Origin of the sequence: Streptomyces sp. NPDC051109 (assembly GCF_044455885.1) — a bacterium.
In the GTDB taxonomy this organism is placed as follows: domain Bacteria; phylum Actinomycetota; class Actinomycetes; order Streptomycetales; family Streptomycetaceae; genus Streptomyces.
This window is the reverse complement of sequence record NZ_JBITFF010000023.1, coordinates 79,298-97,071: the sequence shown is the minus strand read 5'-3', so window position 1 is coordinate 97,071 and position 17,774 is coordinate 79,298. Positions and strand designations below refer to the sequence as shown.

Sequence of the window (17,774 nt, the reverse complement as noted above, 5' to 3'; positions counted from 1 at the left end):
CTCGGTCAAAGCCCTTGAGGCGGGATGGCCGCCCGAGCTGGCAGCTCTGCTGCCGCCTCACTGCCCGGCCGTGCTCCGTGAGGCGATCCTGGACGCCCTGAACGGAGGACGGACTCCCCAGCAGCTACTTGAGCGGATCCAACGCCGCTGGTGGACGCACGGCTACGCCCGCGCCCTGGCCGAAGGAGAACTCTCTCGGCGCCGCGGTAGGGCTGGTACGCCCGTCCACGGGCTGCCCCGACCCGATGTGCGAAGACGGCACCACCCTCCACCTGGACGACGCATGCCTGAAGTGCGCACAACGCCGAGCGGACCGCCGCCAGCACCCGATGCCCGCACTGCGGCAGAAACACCCACGACCCCAGTGGTGGGAATGCGATGCAAAGACTGCTCGGCGGCCGGCAAAGGACCACGACCCCACGACGGGATGTGTCAGCACTGCCGGAACCGAGCAGAACGGACCGAGATCCAGCGCGCGACCGCAGGACTCGTCGCCGAAGCCGAGACAGCACAGGAAGCCGAACGGCTACGCCAGGCAAGCCGGTGGGAACGCATGCTCGATGAAGCCCATGCCGAGCACACCAAGCGGTCCCGAACTGCTCAAGACCAGACCGAATCCGAACAACGCACCGCCGCCGAAGACAAAGAAGTACGTCGACTACGCGAACACCTCATGTTGAAGCACCCCGAACTCGCGGCCTTCGCCCAACCACAAACATGACCGCCGCAACCCCATGGGCTACGTCACGCCCTGGGCTTCCGCCACGACCGCACCGCTACCACCCCCTGCAGACGACAAAGAGCATGCATAGCCGCCAGAAGCCGCACGAGGGGTGCTTCTCGGCAAGGCGCGTTCCGCCCTCGGGGGCAGAGCCATTCGGCACCGGCCGAGGCGCACACCGTGTGCGTCGTCGGCCGCCTGCTGACCCGGACGATCCTCGCAGGTTCGGGGGCGACGGTCAGGCGGATGGCTGACCAGAATTCTTCGACGGACGATCCCGCAGGCTCGGGGTCCACGCGCCTGATCAGGGGCCGGGTGCGCGGCCGGCCAAACCCTCCCCGCGGCCCCTGCGGTCCGGAGCGAAGAGCGCCTCGGCGGGGACCGGCAAGGGCAACCCCTGGCTGCGGAGCGCGCTCGGCGAAGCCGCGATGGGCGCCTCCCTCACGGACACGTTCCTGGGTGAACGCTACCGGCGGATCGTCAAACGCCGGGGCCACATGAAGGCCCTGGTCGCCGGCGCCCGATCGATCCTGGTCATCGTCTGGCACCACGTGTTGACCGAGCCAGACACCCGTTTCCAGGACCTCGGCTCCGACTTCCACGCCAAGCGTCTCGATCCAGCATGGCAAAACGTGAGCTACGGAAGTTCAAGGCACTGGGCTACCACGTCACACTGACCCCGACGGCCGCCAGAGGCTGATCGACAAAGAGAGAAGGTTCCCGCTCCGTGGCAACCCCCGGACCGACGGTTGGGGGTCACCCTGTGCTGCCCGCCTCACCCCCATGTTTTACGGTCAGGAGAGCGGTCGCCTTGCCCTCAGCACACCGGCAGAAGGCGCTCCCGGGCGCCGAGAGCGTCCGGGAGCGGGAGCGGCGGACGGTTACCGCCAGCCCTGCGTCACCTTGTCGGGCGCGGTGTTCCAGCTCTTCGGGATGAAGGTGACCATGTAGGCGCCGCGGTCGAAGTCGGCGTAGCCGGAAGACCAGTTCTGGAACCTGCTCTCGTACACGTTCATCGGACCCATGTCGCCGTTGGGGTTGTGGAAGTGGTTGGCGTGGGTCCAGATCGTCTTGTCAGCAGCGGGCTCCTTCTGGTCGCCGAACCAGCCGTAGTCGAAGTTGACGAAGCTCTCACCGGGCTTGGTGGCGCTGCGCGAGGTGTTCCGGTCCTTCGACATGTCGACGAGGCCGGTGGACTGGCTGGGGCGGAAGCCCTCGGGGTCGCCGAACTTCCTCTTGTCGGCGGAACTGCGCGGGTCCTGGGCACTCCAGAAGTGCTTCGAGTAGATGACAGCCTTCATCTTGGAGGGATCGGAGTTTCCTCCGTTCTTGTCCCTGAACGACGGCGTGTTGCGCAGAGCCGCGTATAAGTTCGAGCGGCCGTCCTCGTTGGCCAGGGCGTCGTTCGTCTTGCCGAGCTCCGCCCTGAGCTTGGTGAGGTAGGCATTCTCGTCGCCGGAGCCTTCCAGGGCCTTGTTCATGACGGACGCGACATCTCGAGCCCGCTTGAAGCCTTTCTCCTCGTCGAAGCTCTGCTTGGCTATGCGCCCCTCGAATTCGGCCTGGGTTTCACCGGGGCGGGGGCTGGTGTTCTTGACAGCGTCCTTGTACTTGCTCTCGTCGAAGAACGCAAAACCCAGCTTGTTCGTCGGGTAGTTTCCGGAATTCACCCACGTGACGCCGACGCAGCCGTAGGCGAGTGCCTGTCGCTGCGCTTCGGTCATCTGCTGCCGCTGACCGTCGCGCTGGCTGTACACCTGCTGCCACTTGCGTATGTAGTTGCCGACCGAGGTCGAGGCCCTGCCTCCGGAAACCCGGTACGGGTCGGGCATCCGGTCCAGCGGCTCCGCCGGCGGGGTCTCCATCCCGCCGTCCGCCGCGGCCCTGGAGGACTCGGAAGCGCTCGGCGGCACGGAGCCCGTGGGTTTTCCGGGCTGCCCGAGGCTCAGCGCCTTCTCGTTCAGGGTGTTGATGCGCATGACATCGGCCGCGGTGAGTCCGTGGTTCTCGGCGTAGGAGCGCACCGTCTCCACGGCAGGAACCCCGGTGGGAACTTCGGCGGCGTGGCCGACCGACGGGACGAGACCGGCGGTGCACATCACTACGGCCACAGCGGTGAAGGTGAGGGACTTCGAGCGTTTGTACATGAGAGTCAAGAACTCCACTACGGTGAAATCGAATGAACGGAGGCGTGAGTGTGCGAGAGGGCAGCTGCGCAGGAACGGCGTGCCAGGCGGGAGCGCGCGCGGAACTCACGCCCACCGGGAAAGGCACTTCGTGGCATCTAGCGGCGCCTCAAGGCGCCTGGGAGGCCTATGCGGCGGCTGTTGCCGAACACATTTCTTACTCCCGAACAGATAGTCGGTTCGTACGAGGAAGGATGATGTCCTCCGCTCCGCCCCCCTGCCAACTCCCCGCCGACGACCGGCTGCAGAATCGGCCACGCCGCCGGATGACCGCTATCCGGACAGGTATCCGAGCCTGCCGGAGAGGTGCGCGGGCAGGGCGCCTCGGGCGTTCCCCTCCGTAGGAGGACCTGCGGCACGGCCGGGATCGACGCCCCGAATGCCGGACAGCGCAGTAACTGAGCGGTCACTGACGGGTATGGATGCAGCTCAGTGGATGTGATACGGCCGCCCAAGCTCCGGTCCACGGGGCCCTGGGACGCCGACCGGAGCGACCGATACCCCCGACGGAACCACTAGTTCTCCGCCACCGCTCCGACGCTCCTCATCGCTGCGCGGTGCCTGCCACCCACCCGTGCCACACAGGAAACGGCCGGTAATACCCCGTCACGGGTCCCCGGTTGATCTCGCAGACGGCACTGCACCACACCGGCGTCCGGTTGAGCGTGCTCGGGCAAGTCGATCCGCACGCGCAGCGGATCATGTCCGTCATCGCCGTGAGCAGACGCATCTCGGCCGAGGCGGCGAATCCGGTGACGGCCCGCTTCCCGAGCAGGGGTTTGAGCTCGTCGGAGGGCAGGACCAGGAACTTCGCCGTGAGGTCGGCGGTCGTCTCGAAGGCCGCCAGACTCCCGAGGTGGCGGACGAGGAACTGCCCGGCCGATACGGTCTGGTCGCCGTGGCCGGGCGGGTTGCCCAGCGTCCAGGCGCCGCGCCGCACCACGTACATGGCGACCAGGTCCTGGTCGCCGCCCGGGACGTCCGCGGTGCGGGTGGCCGACGCCGCGTGGAGATCGGCGATCGCCGCACCGTCGACCTTGGTCACGTTGCCCTTGACCCGGAAGTCGCCGATCGTGCCAGGGCTGAAGGCCGGCAGCTGGAACACGTCGTCGCCGATCTGCGTCTCCCACCCGCGCCGGAACGCCTCGAGTCCCTGCGGTGCAGCGCCCGGGTCCGTCGAGTCCACGGTGAAGACCCCCCGGGCGCCGCCGGCCGGCGCTCCGTTCCCGTGCATCCCGCTCCGCTCCTCGTCTGCATTGCGACAACGCCCCGTGGTGGTGTTCCGAAGGACGCCGTCGCGGCTCATGCGGCACCGGGAAGATCTTCCTACAAGTGGCCTGCATGGCAACGGGCGAGGGGTGGAGCTGATACTTCCGAATCGGCCGGACGGAATGACCTGCCCGAGTCCGCGGCCGCGGAGGGGGGACTCGTCCAGTCCGGCTACAGGAGATGCGTTCCCTGATGACCAGCCGGTCGCTGCTGGAACATCACCTGTCGGGGCTCGCACGGGTGGCGGTGATGCGCCGAGTCCGTCATCGGGACCCGTCACTGCCGGCACCGGCGCCGGTCGTCCGCGGCCGGTGCGGGCGCACGTGTCAGCGGGCGATCGAAATCGCGAAAAGAGTGAATCCGGAGGCGCGGATGATGTGCGGGACGAACAGGATCGCGGCCTCCGTGGCGCGGGCGGTCCGGATCCCGCCCAGGTCCGCTATCCACTCCTGGTGCCATCCGAGGTCGGTGAGCAGTTCGCGGACGGCCTGCTTGGCCTGGGGGTCCTCTCCGGAGAGGAACGCCGTCGGCGGCTGGCTGAGGGTGGCCGGGGAGGTCATCACCGGGAAGAGCATGGTGTTGAGGGTCTTGACGACGTGGGTGCCGGGGAGGGCCTCCTGGAGTTGCTCGGCCAGGCTGGTTCCGGGGTAGAGCAGGTCGGCGGGGAGGCCGTCCGGCCCGTCGGTGGTGGCGTTGGAAACGTCGATGAGGATCTTCCCGTGCAGCTCCTCGCGCATGGCGGTGAGCCGGTCCAGGGAGTCGGCGCCCGGGGTGGCGTTGACGACCACCCGGGCGCCGCGGGCGGCCGCTGCTGCGGCCCCCGGGGCGCTGTCTGCCACCGTCACCTCGTGCCCTGCCCGGGTCAGGGCCGTGGCCAGGTTGCCGCCGACGCGGCCGTTTCCGAGTACTGCGATCGCGGTCATGAGGATCTGGTCTTCCGTACGTGCACGTGGTGGTGCGGGTCAGCGTGAGAGGGTGGCGACAGCTTCGGCGTGAACGCCCGGTGCGGCCGCCAGGAAGCTTTCGCTGTGCGGGGTCCAGGGGCGTCCCTGGGCATCGGAGATCCGTCCGCCGGCCTCGGTGACGAGCAGCGCTCCGGGCAGCAGGTCCGCGCGGGCGCCGGCGAACTGCCAGAAGGCATCGAGCCGGCCGGCTGCGACGTTCGCCAGGTGGAGGGTCGCGGGCACCGAGGTGCGCACGACGAGGGCGTCGAAGAGCATGGCGGTGATCGAGGAACCGATCCGTCGCACGACGTCGTCGTCCTCGTCCGGCCGGGCCTGGCTGGTGGCCACGATGCCCAGGCCGAGGTCCGCCGTCCCGGACACATGCACAGGTCGTCCGTCGAGATGGGCGCCCCCGCCGGCCAGCGCGGTGTAGGTCTCGGCGGTCAACGGCTGGTGGACCACGGTCAGTACGGGCTTGTTCTCCCGGACGAGGGTGGCGGTGACCGCCCAGTCGGGCAAGGCGTGCAGGTGGTTGACGTTGCCCTCGGCCGGATCAACGACCCACCATTCGCCGGGCGGCAGTGCCCCGCCGTCCAGCTCGTCCTCCACCCAGCCCGCCTGCGGGCGCAACCGGGTGAGGCGGGGCCTGAGGATGTCGAGGACCGTGTCGTCGTTGACGGCCAGAGCGCGCATCAGCTCGTCGCGGCTCGCGTAGGGGATCACATCCCCAAAACGCTCGTCCAGCGCCAGCCCGGCCGCACGCACGGCAGTCTCGGTCCGGTCGAACAGGTCGGCGTCGGAGAGGACGTCAGTGATCTCCAGGGTTTCGGACATGGTGCTCCGGTGTGAGTAAGGGTGAAGGGACTGATCGAAATCTAAGGAACCGGGCCCGGCACGCACTTGGACACCAGCGACACCCCTCCGGAACATCAGCGCCACACACCGACGTCCATGCGCACGTTCAGCCCGCTCACGGGCAGGCGAAGCCACTGGCCTCGCAGATCACTGCAAGAGGGGGCACGTGAACGCCGGACGCCTCCTGCTCGCATCATCCGGCCGCCCGATACAGCCTGGTGAATGTCAGGACGTCGTCTCGGGCCTGCAGAGGGACGGCGCAGTCGGAGGTCTGCTCGTGCGACCCGGCCCGGTCGAAGACGCGCCGGCCCTCGGCGAGCGGACGGTCGATGAGTCCGGCCGGGCGCGTGGTGTCGTCGTGGTCGAGCCGCAGCTGATGGCGGCGGTAGAAAACGGCCTGGTTGCGCCGGCGTTAGCCGGCCGGGCACTTCTCAGGTCACCTTGATGACGACCTTGCCCGAGGTGTGACCGTTTTCAATACCGGCGAGGGCGGCCGGGGCGTCGGAGAGCGTATGGACCGCGGTGATTCTGGGTGCGAGGACTCCGTCAAGGGCCAGCCGAGCTGAGCGCTCCAGGTTCTCGCGGTCGATGCGACGCTCGACAAAACGCCCCCCGAGATCGGACACAGAAGCATCACCGACAGCAATGACGTTGCGGGGATCCTGGGCGAGCGGAGCGACCGTCCGCAGCGAGGTGCCTCCGACCAGGTCGACGATCCCGTCGAAGCCGACCGGCACCTGCTCGCGTGCCGCATTGGCGACGTCCTCGGCGGTGTAGTCGATGAACCGCACCCCTATGCCCTCTGCGTGCTCGCGTTTGGCAGTACTCCCGGTGCCGATCACGCGCAGCTCGCGCCCGATGGCCAGCTGGGCGACGGCGAGGCCGACGCCGCCCCCGACCCCGTTGACCAGGATCGTGGCACCTGCCGGGAGTCCGAGCTGGTCGAGCACGTCCACCGCGGTCGTCCCGGCCACGGGCAGCGTTGCCGCCACCGTCGCGGACAGACCCGCCGGGATGCGCGCGGTGTTCGGCGCGGACAGCACCGTGGTCTCGGCGTAGGTACCGCCACCGGTCAGTGCGAAGCCGAAGACCGCGTCGCCCACCTCGAGCCCGTTGACGTCCTCGCCCAGGGCAAGAACGGTTCCCGCTCAGCCTGACTGCGGCCGGGCGAGCCGACATGCTTCAGCGCGTGCGCAAGCCCGCCGACCACGAGATCACCGACTTCACCCGGTTCTACGTCGTCCTGGCATTCCTCTCCCACCTGCCCGACGTGGCCGAACAGCACGCGGTGCTGCGCAGACGGCTGGAGTTCCTGGAAGAACCGGCGAGGTTCTTCTACGACAACGAGCGGCCCCTGGGTGCCGAGGAGGTCGCCGACCCCTACCGGCGGGGCATGCTGCTCACCGCCCGCGCCACCAGTCGCGCCGAACGGACCTGGCTGCGCGAGGCCCTCGGGGAGAAGGCGCCCGTATTCGACACCGGATGCACCGACAGCGATCCCCATGCGCCCGCCGCTCCCGCGAGCTGACTGTCCACGGAGGTACCCCCATGCTTGCATCCTGGTACGACGACCAGGGCCCCGCCGCCGATGTCCTGCACGTCGGTGAACTCCCTGATCCCTTCCCAGGCCCCGGCGAGGTCCGCGTCCGCGTCACCGTCTCGGGCGTCAACCCCGGCGACACCAAGAAACGGCGCGGCTGGCTCGGCTCGTCCATGCCCTTCCCGCGGGTGATCCCGCACAGCGACGCCGCCGGAGTCATCGACGCCGTGGGCGCCCAAGTCGACCCCCGCCGCGTCGGACAGCGGGTCTGGGTATACGGCGCCCAGTCCTACCGCCCCTTCGGCACCGCCGCCCAGTACACCGTCGTACCTGACCACCAAGCCGTACCTTTGCCAGATCATCTGGGTGATGAGCTGGGGGCGAGCCTCGGCATCCCCGGCATCACCGCCCACCGCACCGTCTTCGCCGACGGCCCGGTCGACGGCCAACTGGTCCTGGTCCACGGAGTTCTCGGCGGCGTCGGCTCCCTGGCCGCGCAGCTCGCCCACTGGGCCGGCGCGACTGTGATCGCGACCGTCCGCCGAACCGCGGACCTCAGCCGCGTCGACGCGGCCGTCGTCTCCCACGCCGTCGCCCTGGATACCGGCGAGCCCGCCGCGGCCATCCGCTCGTACGCGCCGCGGGGCGTCGACCGGATCATCGAGGTCGCGCTGTCCGACAACGCCGATCTCGACAACGCCGTCGCCGCCAACAACGCCGTCATCGCCGCCTACGCCACCCGCACGGACCGCACCGAGATCCCCTTCTGGCCACTGCTGTTCAACAACGTCACCCTGCGGCTGCTCGGCAGCGACGACTTCCCCGCCGAGGCCAAGCGCCAGGCCGCCCGCGACCTCACCTCCGCAGCCGCCGTCGGCGCCCTCACCGTCGCCGTCGGCGACCGTCACCCGCTGGACGACATCGCCAAGGCCCACGACCACGTCGACGCTGGCGGTGGCCACGGCCGCATCCTGCTCACCATCCCCCAATAGCACAGACTCGGAACACTGCCCTGCTCAACTACCTAGCCCTGCGGGGCGGCCCGTCGCGCTGCCAAGTAATCGGACCAGTTCCCGCCGGCGAGGGTGGCCCAGCGTTCGGCTGTCTTGCAGTGGATTCCGATCAGGTCGGCAATGACCATGGGCGGCAGGTCTACCAAGACGTCCATCATGGCGGTATTCCGTGCTGCGCGGGCGGGCAGAGCGTGGTGTCTCAAGGTGTCGGCGAGGCCGAGGGGGTTGCGCGGGCGTCCAGGGCTGTGACCGGGCAAGAGGGGGGTCAAGGCCCGTTCAGCGTTCACCCCCTGTCCAGGTCAAGCGGATTACGGCCGGCCCCCCGGGCGGTCACAGAACAGCCCGGTCCCGGCCCGGCCACGGACGGTGAGTTGCGGTGGTCGGGCTCGGCTGCGGCGATCCCCGCTGCGGCCCGCACACCGTACTCCTCCGGCAGGGCCTCTGGCACACGCAAAGAGTGGACCAGAGCCCGTTGTGCCAGGCGGTCAGCGAAGTGACACACGGCGGAGCGGCAGCGGCGGTCCGGACGTCCGGGCCCGAGGCCGACGCCCGGTGTCGGCACCGGCGCCGTGCACGTCGCGGATCAGGTGTTGCCCCACACCACGACGTCGAAGGTGCCTCGCACGTCGAAGGCCTGCCCGGCCAACTGCTTGACGGCAAGCCGCACCACCTTGCCCTGGTTCGTCCTGCCGCACACAACCATGCCGATCTTCCTGCTGGACGACCTTCAGTTCGCCTGGGGGCCGGCCCTCAGCCGCTGACCTCTGGAGCAGTCGGCGACGGGCTGCACGAAGACTTCCGTGCAGCCCGTCGCCGTACCCGGGGCAGGGTGTAGCCGACGGCAGCGGCCACCAGGTCCCACGGCACTGTCTGTCGCGCCCGCCGCCCCACCGAGCTTCCAGATCCGTCACGGAGACTGGAAGAGAGGGTCGGACCGCTGAGAAGGCTTACCCACCGGGTCTGACCAGGGAGAATGTGGTCGTCCGGAGATTCCTCACCACAGGAGCCACCACAGAGGCGACGGCAGAGGCGACGGCAGAGGCGACGGCAGAGGCGACGGCAGAGGCGACGGCAGAGGCGATCGAGGCTTGCCCCCGGGGGGCGACGCGGCCCCGATACACGAGCGTGAATCGGGGCCGGGGCGGTTCGGTCGTACTGCCGCAGCAGGCTGGGCACCGTTCCTGGCCCGCGCGCCCATGTCGGCGCGGGCTGGAGCCGACTCTAGTCCGGCGCTCCGGGGCGCAGTGCCCGGATCCAGTGGAAGATCTCCTCTGCCACCGCCTCAGCATCGCCAGCGGCCCGGTAGACGGTCCAGCGGGCCAGGCCCCGCTGGAGGGACGGATCCAGGTAGGGGCAGTGGGCGGTCATCTGCTCCACGTACACGCTGATGTCGACGCTCGTCCGCCGGGTGGTGCTGGCTTCGACGAGGCACAGCGCCCCGGCCGTCGGCCGGGGCGCTGATGTGGGGTGGGAGGCGGTCACCGGTGCGCAGTCGACGGGCGGCTGGGTGCGACGTCGTCGCCGTCGCCGTCGCCGTCAGTCGGGTTCCAGTCCCACTCGGCGACCACAGTCCGGGTGATCCGGTAGCGATCGAGGGCCTTCTCCGCGAGGTTGCCGGCGGTGCAACTCGAAGGCCCGGACCGTCCGACGGAGCCTCCCCAGGCTCACCTGAACGTCCACCCGTTGACGTTCTCTGACAATGCCCCTCCGCACTGTCTGCCACGTCCACCCCTCCCGCACACAGGCAGCTGCCACCCCATGCCGCCAGATGCTGTTCACCCTTCCACGAACAGCCCTGCGGGGCCCGGTGGCTCATGGAAATTGACGGCAGATCCGCAGCCCGGCCGGGCACGGGAACGGAGAGGCCTCACCCCGCCGGACGGCCTACGGTTCCTCCGCGATGCTGAAACACGCAGGGTGAACCGCCCAGTCCAGACACGCGGCGCCGCCCCCGGTTCGTGCCCGTGATCGCTCCACAGCAAGTGGATCAGAACCACACGCCACGACCGCCCGCCTCGGCATCGCAATGATCGTTGACAGCGGTCGCAGCCGGCCAGGCTCCCGCCTCGGATACCGTGTTCCTCTACGGGGTGCCATAACGGATGTGACGCCCCCTACGGAGGTAATCAGCGTATGAGTTCAAAGCGCAGCAAGAATCCAGCCCTGCCCGTACTTAACGACGCATTCCGGCTCGCATCGGTCAAGGACGCCGAGGAGTCCACCCGTGACTTGGCCGCGCGGCTGGCCACCACCGAGTTGCGCCGCGTTTCCCACCCGGGCCGGGCCACCTGGGAGCCCGTCGATCAGGCCGAGCCCGTACCGGTCCCGCCGACTGTGGTCGACGGTGACGGGGACCTGTGGCTGCGGGACCGGGGCACTGGCACCTGGACCATGCCCGAGTTCAACCCGAAGGACTTCCCGGCTCGCTGTGGTGAGGTTCTGACCTGGAACCAGCTTGCCTGCGAGTACGGCCCGCTGACCGCGCTGGCCGACGACCGCCGCGTCGGCGGCCGCCGCTGACCGCGCACCCCTCTGAGATGACCGCGCCCGTAGGGCCTGCCGATGGAGTAGTCGGCCGGGGCGATGACGCTGGAGCGCCGCGAGCAGCTGGAGGAGATCGACCTCTCGTGGTGCCCGGTGTGGCCGGTGCCTGGCAGCGCTGCTTCCATCTGGTCCGGCTCCACCTGGACGCCGGCGAAACACTGCCGACCACGGCGGGCGAGGTCGTGCGCCAGGGCGAGGACCTCGGCAGGTGGGTCACCACGGTCCGGCACGGGTGGGACCATCTCACCGGGGTGCAGCAGTGGATGTGCGAGCAGATCCTCGGCATCGAGCCCGTGACCGAGGCAGAGAAACCGAAGCCGCGCACGAGCCAGATGGATATAAGACTGGTTTCGGCGGTTGCCGATCAGATACTCGTCCATGCGTCGAGAAAGGCTTTTCGCCGGGCTGGATCAGCTGATTAACGGTCCGCGTGCTGGACGCGCCAGGCGGTGAGTTCGAGATCCCGGAGCCACAGCTCGCCGATGACGGTAGTAATTGCCGACGGCGGACAGGTAGCGGTGCGGGTAAACGGCGGACGGCTTACCGGCGACGAGGGGCGGGACGGAAGCCGTGTGAGAATGATCCGCCGGGCCGGGCAGTGAGGCGGGCGGGCGCGAGGCGCCGCCACCCGCCGCGCGCGAAAACGTCGGGATGCGACGTAGCGTGTGAGGGGAAAGGCAAACGAGCTGGGGCCCGCACCCCAAGGTGCGGGCCCCAGCTACGGGTACGCGTCAGCGTCAGGCGGGAACGATGTTCTCGGCCTGCGGGCCCTTCTGGCCCTGCGTGACGTCGAAGTTAACCTTCTGGCCTTCCTGAAGCTCACGGAAGCCGGAGGAGGCGATGTTCGAGTAGTGAGCGAAGACGTCAGCGCCGCCGCCCTCCTGCTCGATGAAGCCAAAACCCTTTTCCGCGTTGAACCACTTCACGGTGCCAGATGCCATATTGATCTCCTTTGGGGCAGTGCCCGGAATCACACTGTGCGGTTCCGGAGTCGCCGCGATGATTGCCCCGACCGGAAAATCGGCGGAAATGCAAAGCGCTTCCAGCGGGCGAGAACGCCGGCGAGGGAAGCGTCTGAATTTTTGCGAACCAAGACTGCAACTGAGATCGACAGTAGCACGCCGGAGCGACCCCCGCACGTAAGATTATTCTGCTCAGTCCCCCGCGATAAAAACCCTCACTTTCATGCGACGCAAATTCTCACCTAACGGCCGCAGATTTTCCCCGCACGGAAGGCATGCACGAGACCGAGTCGGCCGAACTCTCAGGTGCGGAGAGGCGGACCGGGCGGGTTATCACCCGAGAGGGGTCAGTTCTGTGCTGAGGGAAGTGAGGCGTCGGTGAGGTGGGCGCCGGTAGCGGCGTCCCGTTGGGTCGGGGCCGTGCCGTAGCTCGGCTGGAAACCCCAGCCGAACGCCTGTCCAAACTGCTCGCCACCACACGTCGGCGATCACGTGTGGCAACGACCCCTGGGACTCGCCCATGAGCTGGGCCTTCGCCGTGGAGCGGGTGACGGGAATCGAACCCGCGCCCTGAGCTTGGGAATCACCCGGCGCTTGACGTTCGGTGGGCTGCTGACCTGCGAAGACGGGTTTTCGAAGTCGATTCCGAGGGTTCCGGACCGTCCTCTGCTGACCGCTGTTTACCGCCCTGACTGGCACGTAATGCACGCGCCGCTCAGAGTGCTTGGCCGGCCTGACGCAGTTTGCGGCCGAGGAACCTCTCGACCACCGTCGCCAGGGCCGCGGGGCTTTCGTCCGGGGCGAAGTGGCCGGCGTCGTCGAAGACCTCGAGCTCGGCGTTCGGATACCACTGCAGCCACGTGGATCGCATGGTGTCGGGGCCCATCCCCGGGTCGTTCGCGCCGGCCACCACAAGCACCGGCGTCGTGTTTCCATTGACCAGCTCGTGGATGTCGGGGCCGCGCGTCCAGGACTCGAGGTACGAGCGCAGGGCGGCCTGCGAGGAGCGTTCCGAGCCGTTCACTCTGGCGTCCAGCCAGGCGTCGTCGTGCCGACTGCCGGTGAGGGCGTCGAAGATCGTCCTGCGGTTGCCGGAATCCTCCACGGCCCCGGCGAACAGCTCCCACATCTCCCCTTCGAGCGGGAACCCGGACGCGGGTACCGGCGAGATGCCGATGATCGAGCGGATCCGTGAGGGCGCGTCCAGCAACATCTGCTGGGCCGCCTTGCCGCCCATGGAGTGACCGATGACCGAGAAGGTGTCCCAGCCGAGGTCGTCGGCCACGGCGAGGGCGTCCGCCGCGATCTCCTCCATCGCGTACGCGCCGGGGGTGTCCATCGCCTCGCCGTATCCCCGGCAGTCCACGAACGCGTAAGTGAACGCGCCCCCGTCCAGGTGCTGCCGCAGATGGCCGAAACTCGACCTGTCACTAAGCCAGTGGTGAAGTGCGAGGACCCGTTCGGGCCCGCTGCCCTGCACCTCGTACGGAATTACGTGTCCTGCTACTTGACCTGTCACAAGGTTGGGCATTTCCCTCCGGGCCGGGCTCGGAATCCCGTCGACTTGAGGCTTCGCCCGAACGGCTTAGCTGGAAATCAGGCCAGATCAGCTCGCCAAAGCCAGCGTCCGGCTCAACCCCGATTCAGCCGCGTTTCTCCTCCTCGGCCTCCATGAGCCGGATGCCCTGGTGCGTCAGTGTGGCCATGGCGGGGATGTTGCCCGGTTCCCAGTCGACGGTGATCAGGCCCTCGCCGGCCAGGTCACTGATCCGGGTGTTGCTGCAAGCGTGGAAAGGCAGGAAGGGTGGGCTCCGTTCCGGTTGCCTCTTCCAACCTCTCGTTGACCGCTGGTCACCGTCCCTACTGGCACGTCGTGGCACGGCGTTCCGTCATCCGCGCCACTCCAGCAGGACGAGCGTCGCGTCGTCCGAGGTGGTTTCGCCGCGTGCCCGCTTGAGGGTGTGCGACAGGTCCCGGGCCACCGTGCGGATCCCGAGGTCAGCCTGCTCCAGTTGGTTCACCCAGTCGATCAGCTGCTCCTCGCCGAACTGTGCCTGCCCGCTTTCGTGTTCTTCGATCAGGCCGTCGGTGAAGCAGAGGACGCGGTCGCCCGGCTCCAGCGCCACCGCGCTGACCTGCGGCTGGGCCCCTCCGAAGCCGACGGGGAGGGTCGTGGGGCTGTCCAGACGGCGTACAACGCGGTGCGCGCGGATCAGCATCGGCGCGGGATGCCCCGCGTTGACCCACTGGAGGCGCCCCGTGTCCGTGTCCAGACGCATCATCTGGGCGGTCACGAAGTGGTCCGGGTCGAACTGCTCGGCGACGGCCCGGTCCATGAAGAGGTATATCTCGGACAGTTCGATGCTGATCCGGCGGGCGTGGCGGTACGCGCCGATGGCCACCGTGGCCATCGTGGCCGCGTCCAGGCCGTGCCCCATGGCGTCGACCATGGCGAGGTGCAGGACGTCGCCGTTCAGGGCGTAGTCGAAGCTGTCCCCGGCCACGGCGTAGGCGGGCTCCAGGACTCCGGCGACCGCGACGCGCGGCATCACCATCGACAGCGGGGGCAGCAGGGACCACTGGATCTCCGCGGCGACGCTCATCGGTTGGCTGCGGCGGGTGCGGAAGAAGAGGTCGGTGTAGCCGTTCTTGGTCTGGAGCAGGTCGGCCGCCAGGCCTGCGATCCTGCGCAGGAGGCGGCGGTCGTCGTCGTCGATCCCGTCCAGGGTGACCGCGAGGACCCCCACCTGGTCGCCGCCGCCCAGCAGGGGCAGGTGGACCCGTATGCCGTCGGGCGTCAGGACTTCGACGGGGCGTGACTCCAGGAAGCACCGGCCGGCTTCGGACCGGTCGATGGGCTGCGGATCACCTGCGGCCACCCCGCCTGCGGGCAGGGGGATCAGCTGCTGCTGTCCGTAGTCCTGGAGCAGGATCTGTGGTTCGCGGCCCCCCATCCGGGCCAGCGTCTCGGCGACGAGGGGGCCGACCATGTGCGGCGCCAGCTCGTGCGACCGGTCCAGGAGCACGCCGAGCAGCTCCTCCCCGAAGCTCTCCGAGCGGTCCGGGTCCCCGCGCCCTCCGACGGTCATCTGGGTGCCTCCAACCGGGCGGCGGGCCCGAGTCCGGCTGCACGGGCGGCATGGCTTCCAGGATGCTCCCCCGCGATCGGCCACGCCATACGGCTTCTGTGCCCGGCGGCCTCCACGACCCGGATTTCCTGGTGGGCCGGTTCACGCAGGGCTTGCACGGTCGGGTCCCGTCACCCGCCGACGGGGCCTAACCGGCTGCTACCAGGCGCTTTCCGGCCCGTGGTGGTGAAGGGAGTCGTCTGGTGACAGAGAAGCCCCAGATCGCTGACCTGGGGCTTCGTCACGGAGCGGACGACGGCGACCGAGGCGGGCTCTGCCGCCCTGAGGTGTCGCTGTGCAGTCCAGTGCCGCCGGCCTGAAGGGGCCGTGCCGGCACGCTCCCCGGTCGGCCCGCGGCACCGGCGTTGCCGTGGAGGTCCTGGACCACACCGTTCGCCCAGTCGATGTGCGCGTCCCGCGCACGTCGACCGATGATGGGAGTACGGCCGAACATGTGGAGCTGACCATGACGGGTTGGCGTGTCAGGGACTACACCCAGGATGACCTCGAAGCGGTGATCCGAGTCGACGCGGAGAGCGGCACGGCCGAAGAGTCACCTCTCTTTCCGCTCTCGGACGCCGTGGCGGCCCTCCAGGCTCTCCACCCGGCGGTGGTGGCCACCGCGGACGAGGTGGTGGTCGGCGCCGCGGTGAGCAGGGTGGAGGGTGACCGGGCGTGGATCCTGCGCATCGGCATGGCGCCTGCCTGGCGTCACCAGGGGCTGGGCAGTGACCTGATCACGGCTCTGGAGCACCGGCTGTTCGCCGGTGGTATCCGAACGGTGCACGCGGTCCTGCCCGACGGCGAGGCCGGTGCCACCGCCCTGCACAACTGCGGCTTCGGCGCCCGTCCGGGCATGGTCTTCTTCGAGAAGCGCGGGCGAGTGAGCCCTCAGGCGGTCAGCATGCTCGCGTCGATGGGAGCGGAGCTGCCGCCCGGAGCACTGTGGCAGAAGGTCGCGGGCATGCAGAGGGAGAAGGAGCTCATCGAGCGGCGCCTCGTGCTGCCGCTGGCCCATCCCGAAATGGCCGCCCAGCACGGAGTGGAGCCGCCGCGGGCGGTGATGCTGTTCGGTCCGCCGGGGACCGGCAAGAGCACGTTCGCGCACGCGATCGCCAGCCGTCTGGGATGGCCGTTCCTCGAACTGTTCCCCGCCCGGCTGGCCGCCGAGTACGGTCTGGCCAGCGGGCTGAACCGGCGCTTCGACGAGATTGCCCGGCTCGACCACGTCCTGGTCTTCATCGACGAGGTCGAGGAGATCGCGGGGACCCGAAGCGGCGCGGACGCGACCGCGGTCGGCGTCGTCAACGAACTGCTCAAGGCGATCGTCCGGTTCCGGGGCCAGGACGGGCGGCTGCTCGTCTGCGCCACGAACGACGTGACCACGCTCGACTCCGCGTTCCTGCGGCACGGCCGTTTCGACTACGTGCTGCCGATCGGCCCGCCCGATGACCGCGCGAGGACCGCGCTGTGGGAGAGCTACCTGGCCCGAGCGGGCGCGGAGGCCGACAGCGCGGTGCTGGCGACCGCCAGCGAGGGGTTCACCCCTGCCGACATTGCCCATGTGGCGCGTACCGTCTCCCAAGTCCAGTTCGAGCGCACCTTCGACACCGGAACCCGGGCCCGCCCCACCACCGAGGACTACCTGGGCACCATCGGCAACACCAGGCCCACGGTCAGCGCGGCCATGGCCCAGGAGTTCGCCCACCAGACCGAGAAGTTCGCCCGCATCTAGGTCGTCTCTTCCTCCTCGGCCTCCATGCGCCGGATTCCCTCGTGGGTGAGGGTGACCATCGCGGGGGTGTTGCCGGGTTCCCAGTCGACGGTGATCAGCCCTTCGCCCGCCAGGTAGGTGCAGGCGGCGGCCAGGTCCTGTTCCGGTACGTGGAGGTCGCGCCGCAGCTGTGCCCCGGTGATACCGAGGAGGCGGTTGCCTTCGACGGCTTCGTACAGGACCCGGAGCACCTGCTCGCGGTAGGTCTTGCGTTCGTGCAGTGTGGCCACGACCGCGTCCTTTCGTGTGTGGGGTGGGCTCCGGGGCCGGGCCGGTCGGGGCTTCTCAGATCTCGTCGGAGTGGGCGCCGCTGCCGACGGGGGGCCTACTGGCGGCCAGCCACGAGCGGGCGGGGCCGGCGGGTGTTGCCGTATCCACGGTGAGGTGGAGGCGGGTGTTGCCGTCGAGGGCGGGGTAGCTGCGCTGTTCCGCGCCTGCGAAACAGCGGCGAAGCGCCTCCGCGACCGCTCGGGCGGCTTCGGGAGTGTGCGCGATGATCCGGACCTCGGCGTGCCCGAGCGATGGCAGGGTCTGGGTCTCGATGTACTTCACGTGGGCGTGGTTCCCTTCGGGGTGGGCGAGAGGCCGGCGGGTCGGGGCGCCGTGGCGCCCCGACCGCTGCCCCCGGTCGGAGGAAGGTCTGTTCCTCACCGGTCGGCATCCGTGCTGTGGGCTCGACGACCGGTGTCGTCCGGCAGGCCGGGAGGCCTCGGCAGGGGGTCGCTGAAGTGGTAGGCCTCGATCCGCGCGTCGTGCTGGGCGTTCAGCAGGTGGATCCAGCGCGTTCCGATGCCGATCATGAGGATGATCACCGCGATGAGGACGACGGTCTCCACGG

General features: G+C 69.1%; 18 protein-coding genes and 1 pseudogene. 7 read left to right on the top strand and 12 right to left on the bottom strand.

What is annotated here, in order from left to right; genetic code table 11:
* The first annotated feature begins 553 nt into the window (after positions 1–553).
* Both ACIBAD_RS31675 and ACIBAD_RS31670 read left to right on the top strand, forming a co-directional pair.
* The gene (locus ACIBAD_RS31675; protein WP_398910109.1) at positions 554–721 is read left to right on the top strand and encodes a hypothetical protein; all 168 of its coding nucleotides are present in this window, start codon (positions 554–556) and stop codon (positions 719–721) included.
* Between the two features lie 428 nt (positions 722–1,149).
* Positions 1,150–1,398: a hypothetical protein gene (locus ACIBAD_RS31670; protein WP_398910107.1), complete on the top strand. Its 249-nt coding sequence runs from the start codon at positions 1,150–1,152 to the stop codon at positions 1,396–1,398.
* A 204-nt stretch (positions 1,399–1,602) separates the two neighbouring features.
* On the opposite strand, the gene ACIBAD_RS31665 is transcribed toward ACIBAD_RS31670, so the two are convergent.
* The 5 genes from ACIBAD_RS31665 to ACIBAD_RS31645 form a co-directional block, all read right to left on the bottom strand.
* The gene (locus ACIBAD_RS31665) at positions 1,603–2,868 is read right to left on the bottom strand and encodes a protein-glutamine gamma-glutamyltransferase (RefSeq protein ID WP_398910105.1); all 1,266 of its coding nucleotides are present in this window, start codon (positions 2,866–2,868) and stop codon (positions 1,603–1,605) included.
* A gap of 583 nt (positions 2,869–3,451) precedes the next feature.
* Positions 3,452–4,141, bottom strand: a complete 690-nt coding sequence (locus ACIBAD_RS31660) for a hypothetical protein (RefSeq protein WP_208328910.1) — start codon at positions 4,139–4,141, stop codon at positions 3,452–3,454.
* Between the two features lie 361 nt (positions 4,142–4,502).
* Positions 4,503–5,099: an NAD(P)-binding domain-containing protein gene (locus ACIBAD_RS31655; RefSeq protein ID WP_134068498.1), complete on the bottom strand. Its 597-nt coding sequence runs from the start codon at positions 5,097–5,099 to the stop codon at positions 4,503–4,505.
* 39 nt (positions 5,100–5,138) lie between these two features.
* Positions 5,139–5,954 carry an inositol monophosphatase family protein gene (locus ACIBAD_RS31650; RefSeq protein WP_398910102.1) on the bottom strand — a complete coding sequence of 272 codons (816 nt, stop codon included), beginning with the start codon at positions 5,952–5,954 and terminating at the stop codon, positions 5,139–5,141.
* Between the two features lie 452 nt (positions 5,955–6,406).
* Positions 6,407–7,078 (bottom strand): zinc-binding dehydrogenase, encoded by a 672-nt coding sequence (locus ACIBAD_RS31645; RefSeq protein ID WP_398910100.1) that lies wholly within the window; start codon positions 7,076–7,078, stop codon positions 6,407–6,409.
* Positions 7,079–7,113: 35 nt separating this feature from the next.
* On the opposite strand from ACIBAD_RS31645, the pseudogene ACIBAD_RS31640 reads away from it, so the two are divergent.
* Positions 7,114–7,503 (top strand): annotated as a pseudogene (locus ACIBAD_RS31640) (PadR family transcriptional regulator); the annotation flags it as partial.
* A gap of 20 nt (positions 7,504–7,523) precedes the next feature.
* Positions 7,524–8,507: an NADPH:quinone reductase gene (locus tag ACIBAD_RS31635; protein ID WP_398910099.1), complete on the top strand. Its 984-nt coding sequence runs from the start codon at positions 7,524–7,526 to the stop codon at positions 8,505–8,507.
* A gap of 1,242 nt (positions 8,508–9,749) precedes the next feature.
* On the opposite strand, the gene ACIBAD_RS31630 is transcribed toward ACIBAD_RS31635, so the two are convergent.
* Positions 9,750–10,010 (bottom strand): hypothetical protein, encoded by a 261-nt coding sequence (locus ACIBAD_RS31630; RefSeq protein WP_398910097.1) that lies wholly within the window; start codon positions 10,008–10,010, stop codon positions 9,750–9,752.
* Between the two features lie 651 nt (positions 10,011–10,661).
* On the opposite strand from ACIBAD_RS31630, the gene ACIBAD_RS31625 reads away from it, so the two are divergent.
* Complete coding sequence (locus tag ACIBAD_RS31625) at positions 10,662–11,048, top strand: hypothetical protein (protein WP_134068501.1); 387 nt, start codon at positions 10,662–10,664, stop codon at positions 11,046–11,048.
* A gap of 107 nt (positions 11,049–11,155) precedes the next feature.
* Positions 11,156–11,494: a hypothetical protein gene (locus ACIBAD_RS31620; protein WP_398910094.1), complete on the top strand. Its 339-nt coding sequence runs from the start codon at positions 11,156–11,158 to the stop codon at positions 11,492–11,494.
* A gap of 315 nt (positions 11,495–11,809) precedes the next feature.
* Here the strand turns inward: ACIBAD_RS31620 and ACIBAD_RS31615 are convergent, their stop codons facing one another.
* The 3 genes from ACIBAD_RS31615 to ACIBAD_RS31605 form a co-directional block, all read right to left on the bottom strand.
* Positions 11,810–12,013, bottom strand: a complete 204-nt coding sequence (locus ACIBAD_RS31615; protein WP_134068503.1) for a cold-shock protein — start codon at positions 12,011–12,013, stop codon at positions 11,810–11,812.
* Between the two features lie 736 nt (positions 12,014–12,749).
* Complete coding sequence (locus ACIBAD_RS31610; protein WP_134068504.1) at positions 12,750–13,565, bottom strand: alpha/beta fold hydrolase; 816 nt, start codon at positions 13,563–13,565, stop codon at positions 12,750–12,752.
* Between the two features lie 358 nt (positions 13,566–13,923).
* On the bottom strand, positions 13,924–15,123 hold the full coding sequence (locus ACIBAD_RS31605) for a PP2C family protein-serine/threonine phosphatase (protein ID WP_398910091.1): 1,200 nt from the start codon (positions 15,121–15,123) through the stop codon (positions 13,924–13,926).
* A 505-nt stretch (positions 15,124–15,628) separates the two neighbouring features.
* On the opposite strand from ACIBAD_RS31605, the gene ACIBAD_RS31600 reads away from it, so the two are divergent.
* Positions 15,629–16,897 (top strand): bifunctional GNAT family N-acetyltransferase/ATP-binding protein, encoded by a 1,269-nt coding sequence (locus ACIBAD_RS31600; RefSeq protein ID WP_134068507.1) that lies wholly within the window; start codon positions 15,629–15,631, stop codon positions 16,895–16,897.
* Here the strand turns inward: ACIBAD_RS31600 and ACIBAD_RS31595 are convergent.
* The 3 genes from ACIBAD_RS31595 to ACIBAD_RS31585 all read right to left on the bottom strand — a co-directional run bounded on the left by ACIBAD_RS31595 (position 16,894) and on the right by ACIBAD_RS31585 (position 17,772).
* A complete protein-coding gene (locus tag ACIBAD_RS31595) occupies positions 16,894–17,166 on the bottom strand; it encodes a hypothetical protein (protein WP_134074157.1) in 273 nt (90 codons plus the stop codon). The genes ACIBAD_RS31600 and ACIBAD_RS31595 overlap by 4 nt on opposite strands.
* A gap of 55 nt (positions 17,167–17,221) precedes the next feature.
* The gene (locus ACIBAD_RS31590) at positions 17,222–17,488 is read right to left on the bottom strand and encodes a hypothetical protein (protein ID WP_398910088.1); all 267 of its coding nucleotides are present in this window, start codon (positions 17,486–17,488) and stop codon (positions 17,222–17,224) included.
* Between the two features lie 95 nt (positions 17,489–17,583).
* Positions 17,584–17,772: a hypothetical protein gene (locus ACIBAD_RS31585; protein WP_134068508.1), complete on the bottom strand. Its 189-nt coding sequence runs from the start codon at positions 17,770–17,772 to the stop codon at positions 17,584–17,586.
* Positions 17,773–17,774 lie beyond the last annotated feature (2 nt).

Bases quoted from the DNA above. Each gene is read 5' to 3' on its own strand.
- ACIBAD_RS31675 (WP_398910109.1), top strand. From the start codon at position 554: ATGCTCGATGAAGCCCATGCCGAGCACACCAAGCGGTCCCGAACTGCT.
- ACIBAD_RS31670 (WP_398910107.1), top strand. From the start codon at position 1,150: ATGGGCGCCTCCCTCACGGACACGTTCCTGGGTGAACGCTACCGGCGG.
- ACIBAD_RS31665 (WP_398910105.1), bottom strand. From the start codon at position 2,868: ATGTACAAACGCTCGAAGTCCCTCACCTTCACCGCTGTGGCCGTAGTG.
- ACIBAD_RS31660 (WP_208328910.1), bottom strand. From the start codon at position 4,141: ATGCACGGGAACGGAGCGCCGGCCGGCGGCGCCCGGGGGGTCTTCACC.
- ACIBAD_RS31655 (WP_134068498.1), bottom strand. From the start codon at position 5,099: ATGACCGCGATCGCAGTACTCGGAAACGGCCGCGTCGGCGGCAACCTG.
- ACIBAD_RS31650 (WP_398910102.1), bottom strand. From the start codon at position 5,954: ATGTCCGAAACCCTGGAGATCACTGACGTCCTCTCCGACGCCGACCTG.
- ACIBAD_RS31635 (WP_398910099.1), top strand. From the start codon at position 7,524: ATGCTTGCATCCTGGTACGACGACCAGGGCCCCGCCGCCGATGTCCTG.
- ACIBAD_RS31625 (WP_134068501.1), top strand. From the start codon at position 10,662: ATGAGTTCAAAGCGCAGCAAGAATCCAGCCCTGCCCGTACTTAACGAC.
- ACIBAD_RS31615 (WP_134068503.1), bottom strand. From the start codon at position 12,013: ATGGCATCTGGCACCGTGAAGTGGTTCAACGCGGAAAAGGGTTTTGGC.
- ACIBAD_RS31610 (WP_134068504.1), bottom strand. From the start codon at position 13,565: ATGCCCAACCTTGTGACAGGTCAAGTAGCAGGACACGTAATTCCGTAC.
- ACIBAD_RS31605 (WP_398910091.1), bottom strand. From the start codon at position 15,123: ATGACCGTCGGAGGGCGCGGGGACCCGGACCGCTCGGAGAGCTTCGGG.
- ACIBAD_RS31600 (WP_134068507.1), top strand. From the start codon at position 15,629: ATGACGGGTTGGCGTGTCAGGGACTACACCCAGGATGACCTCGAAGCG.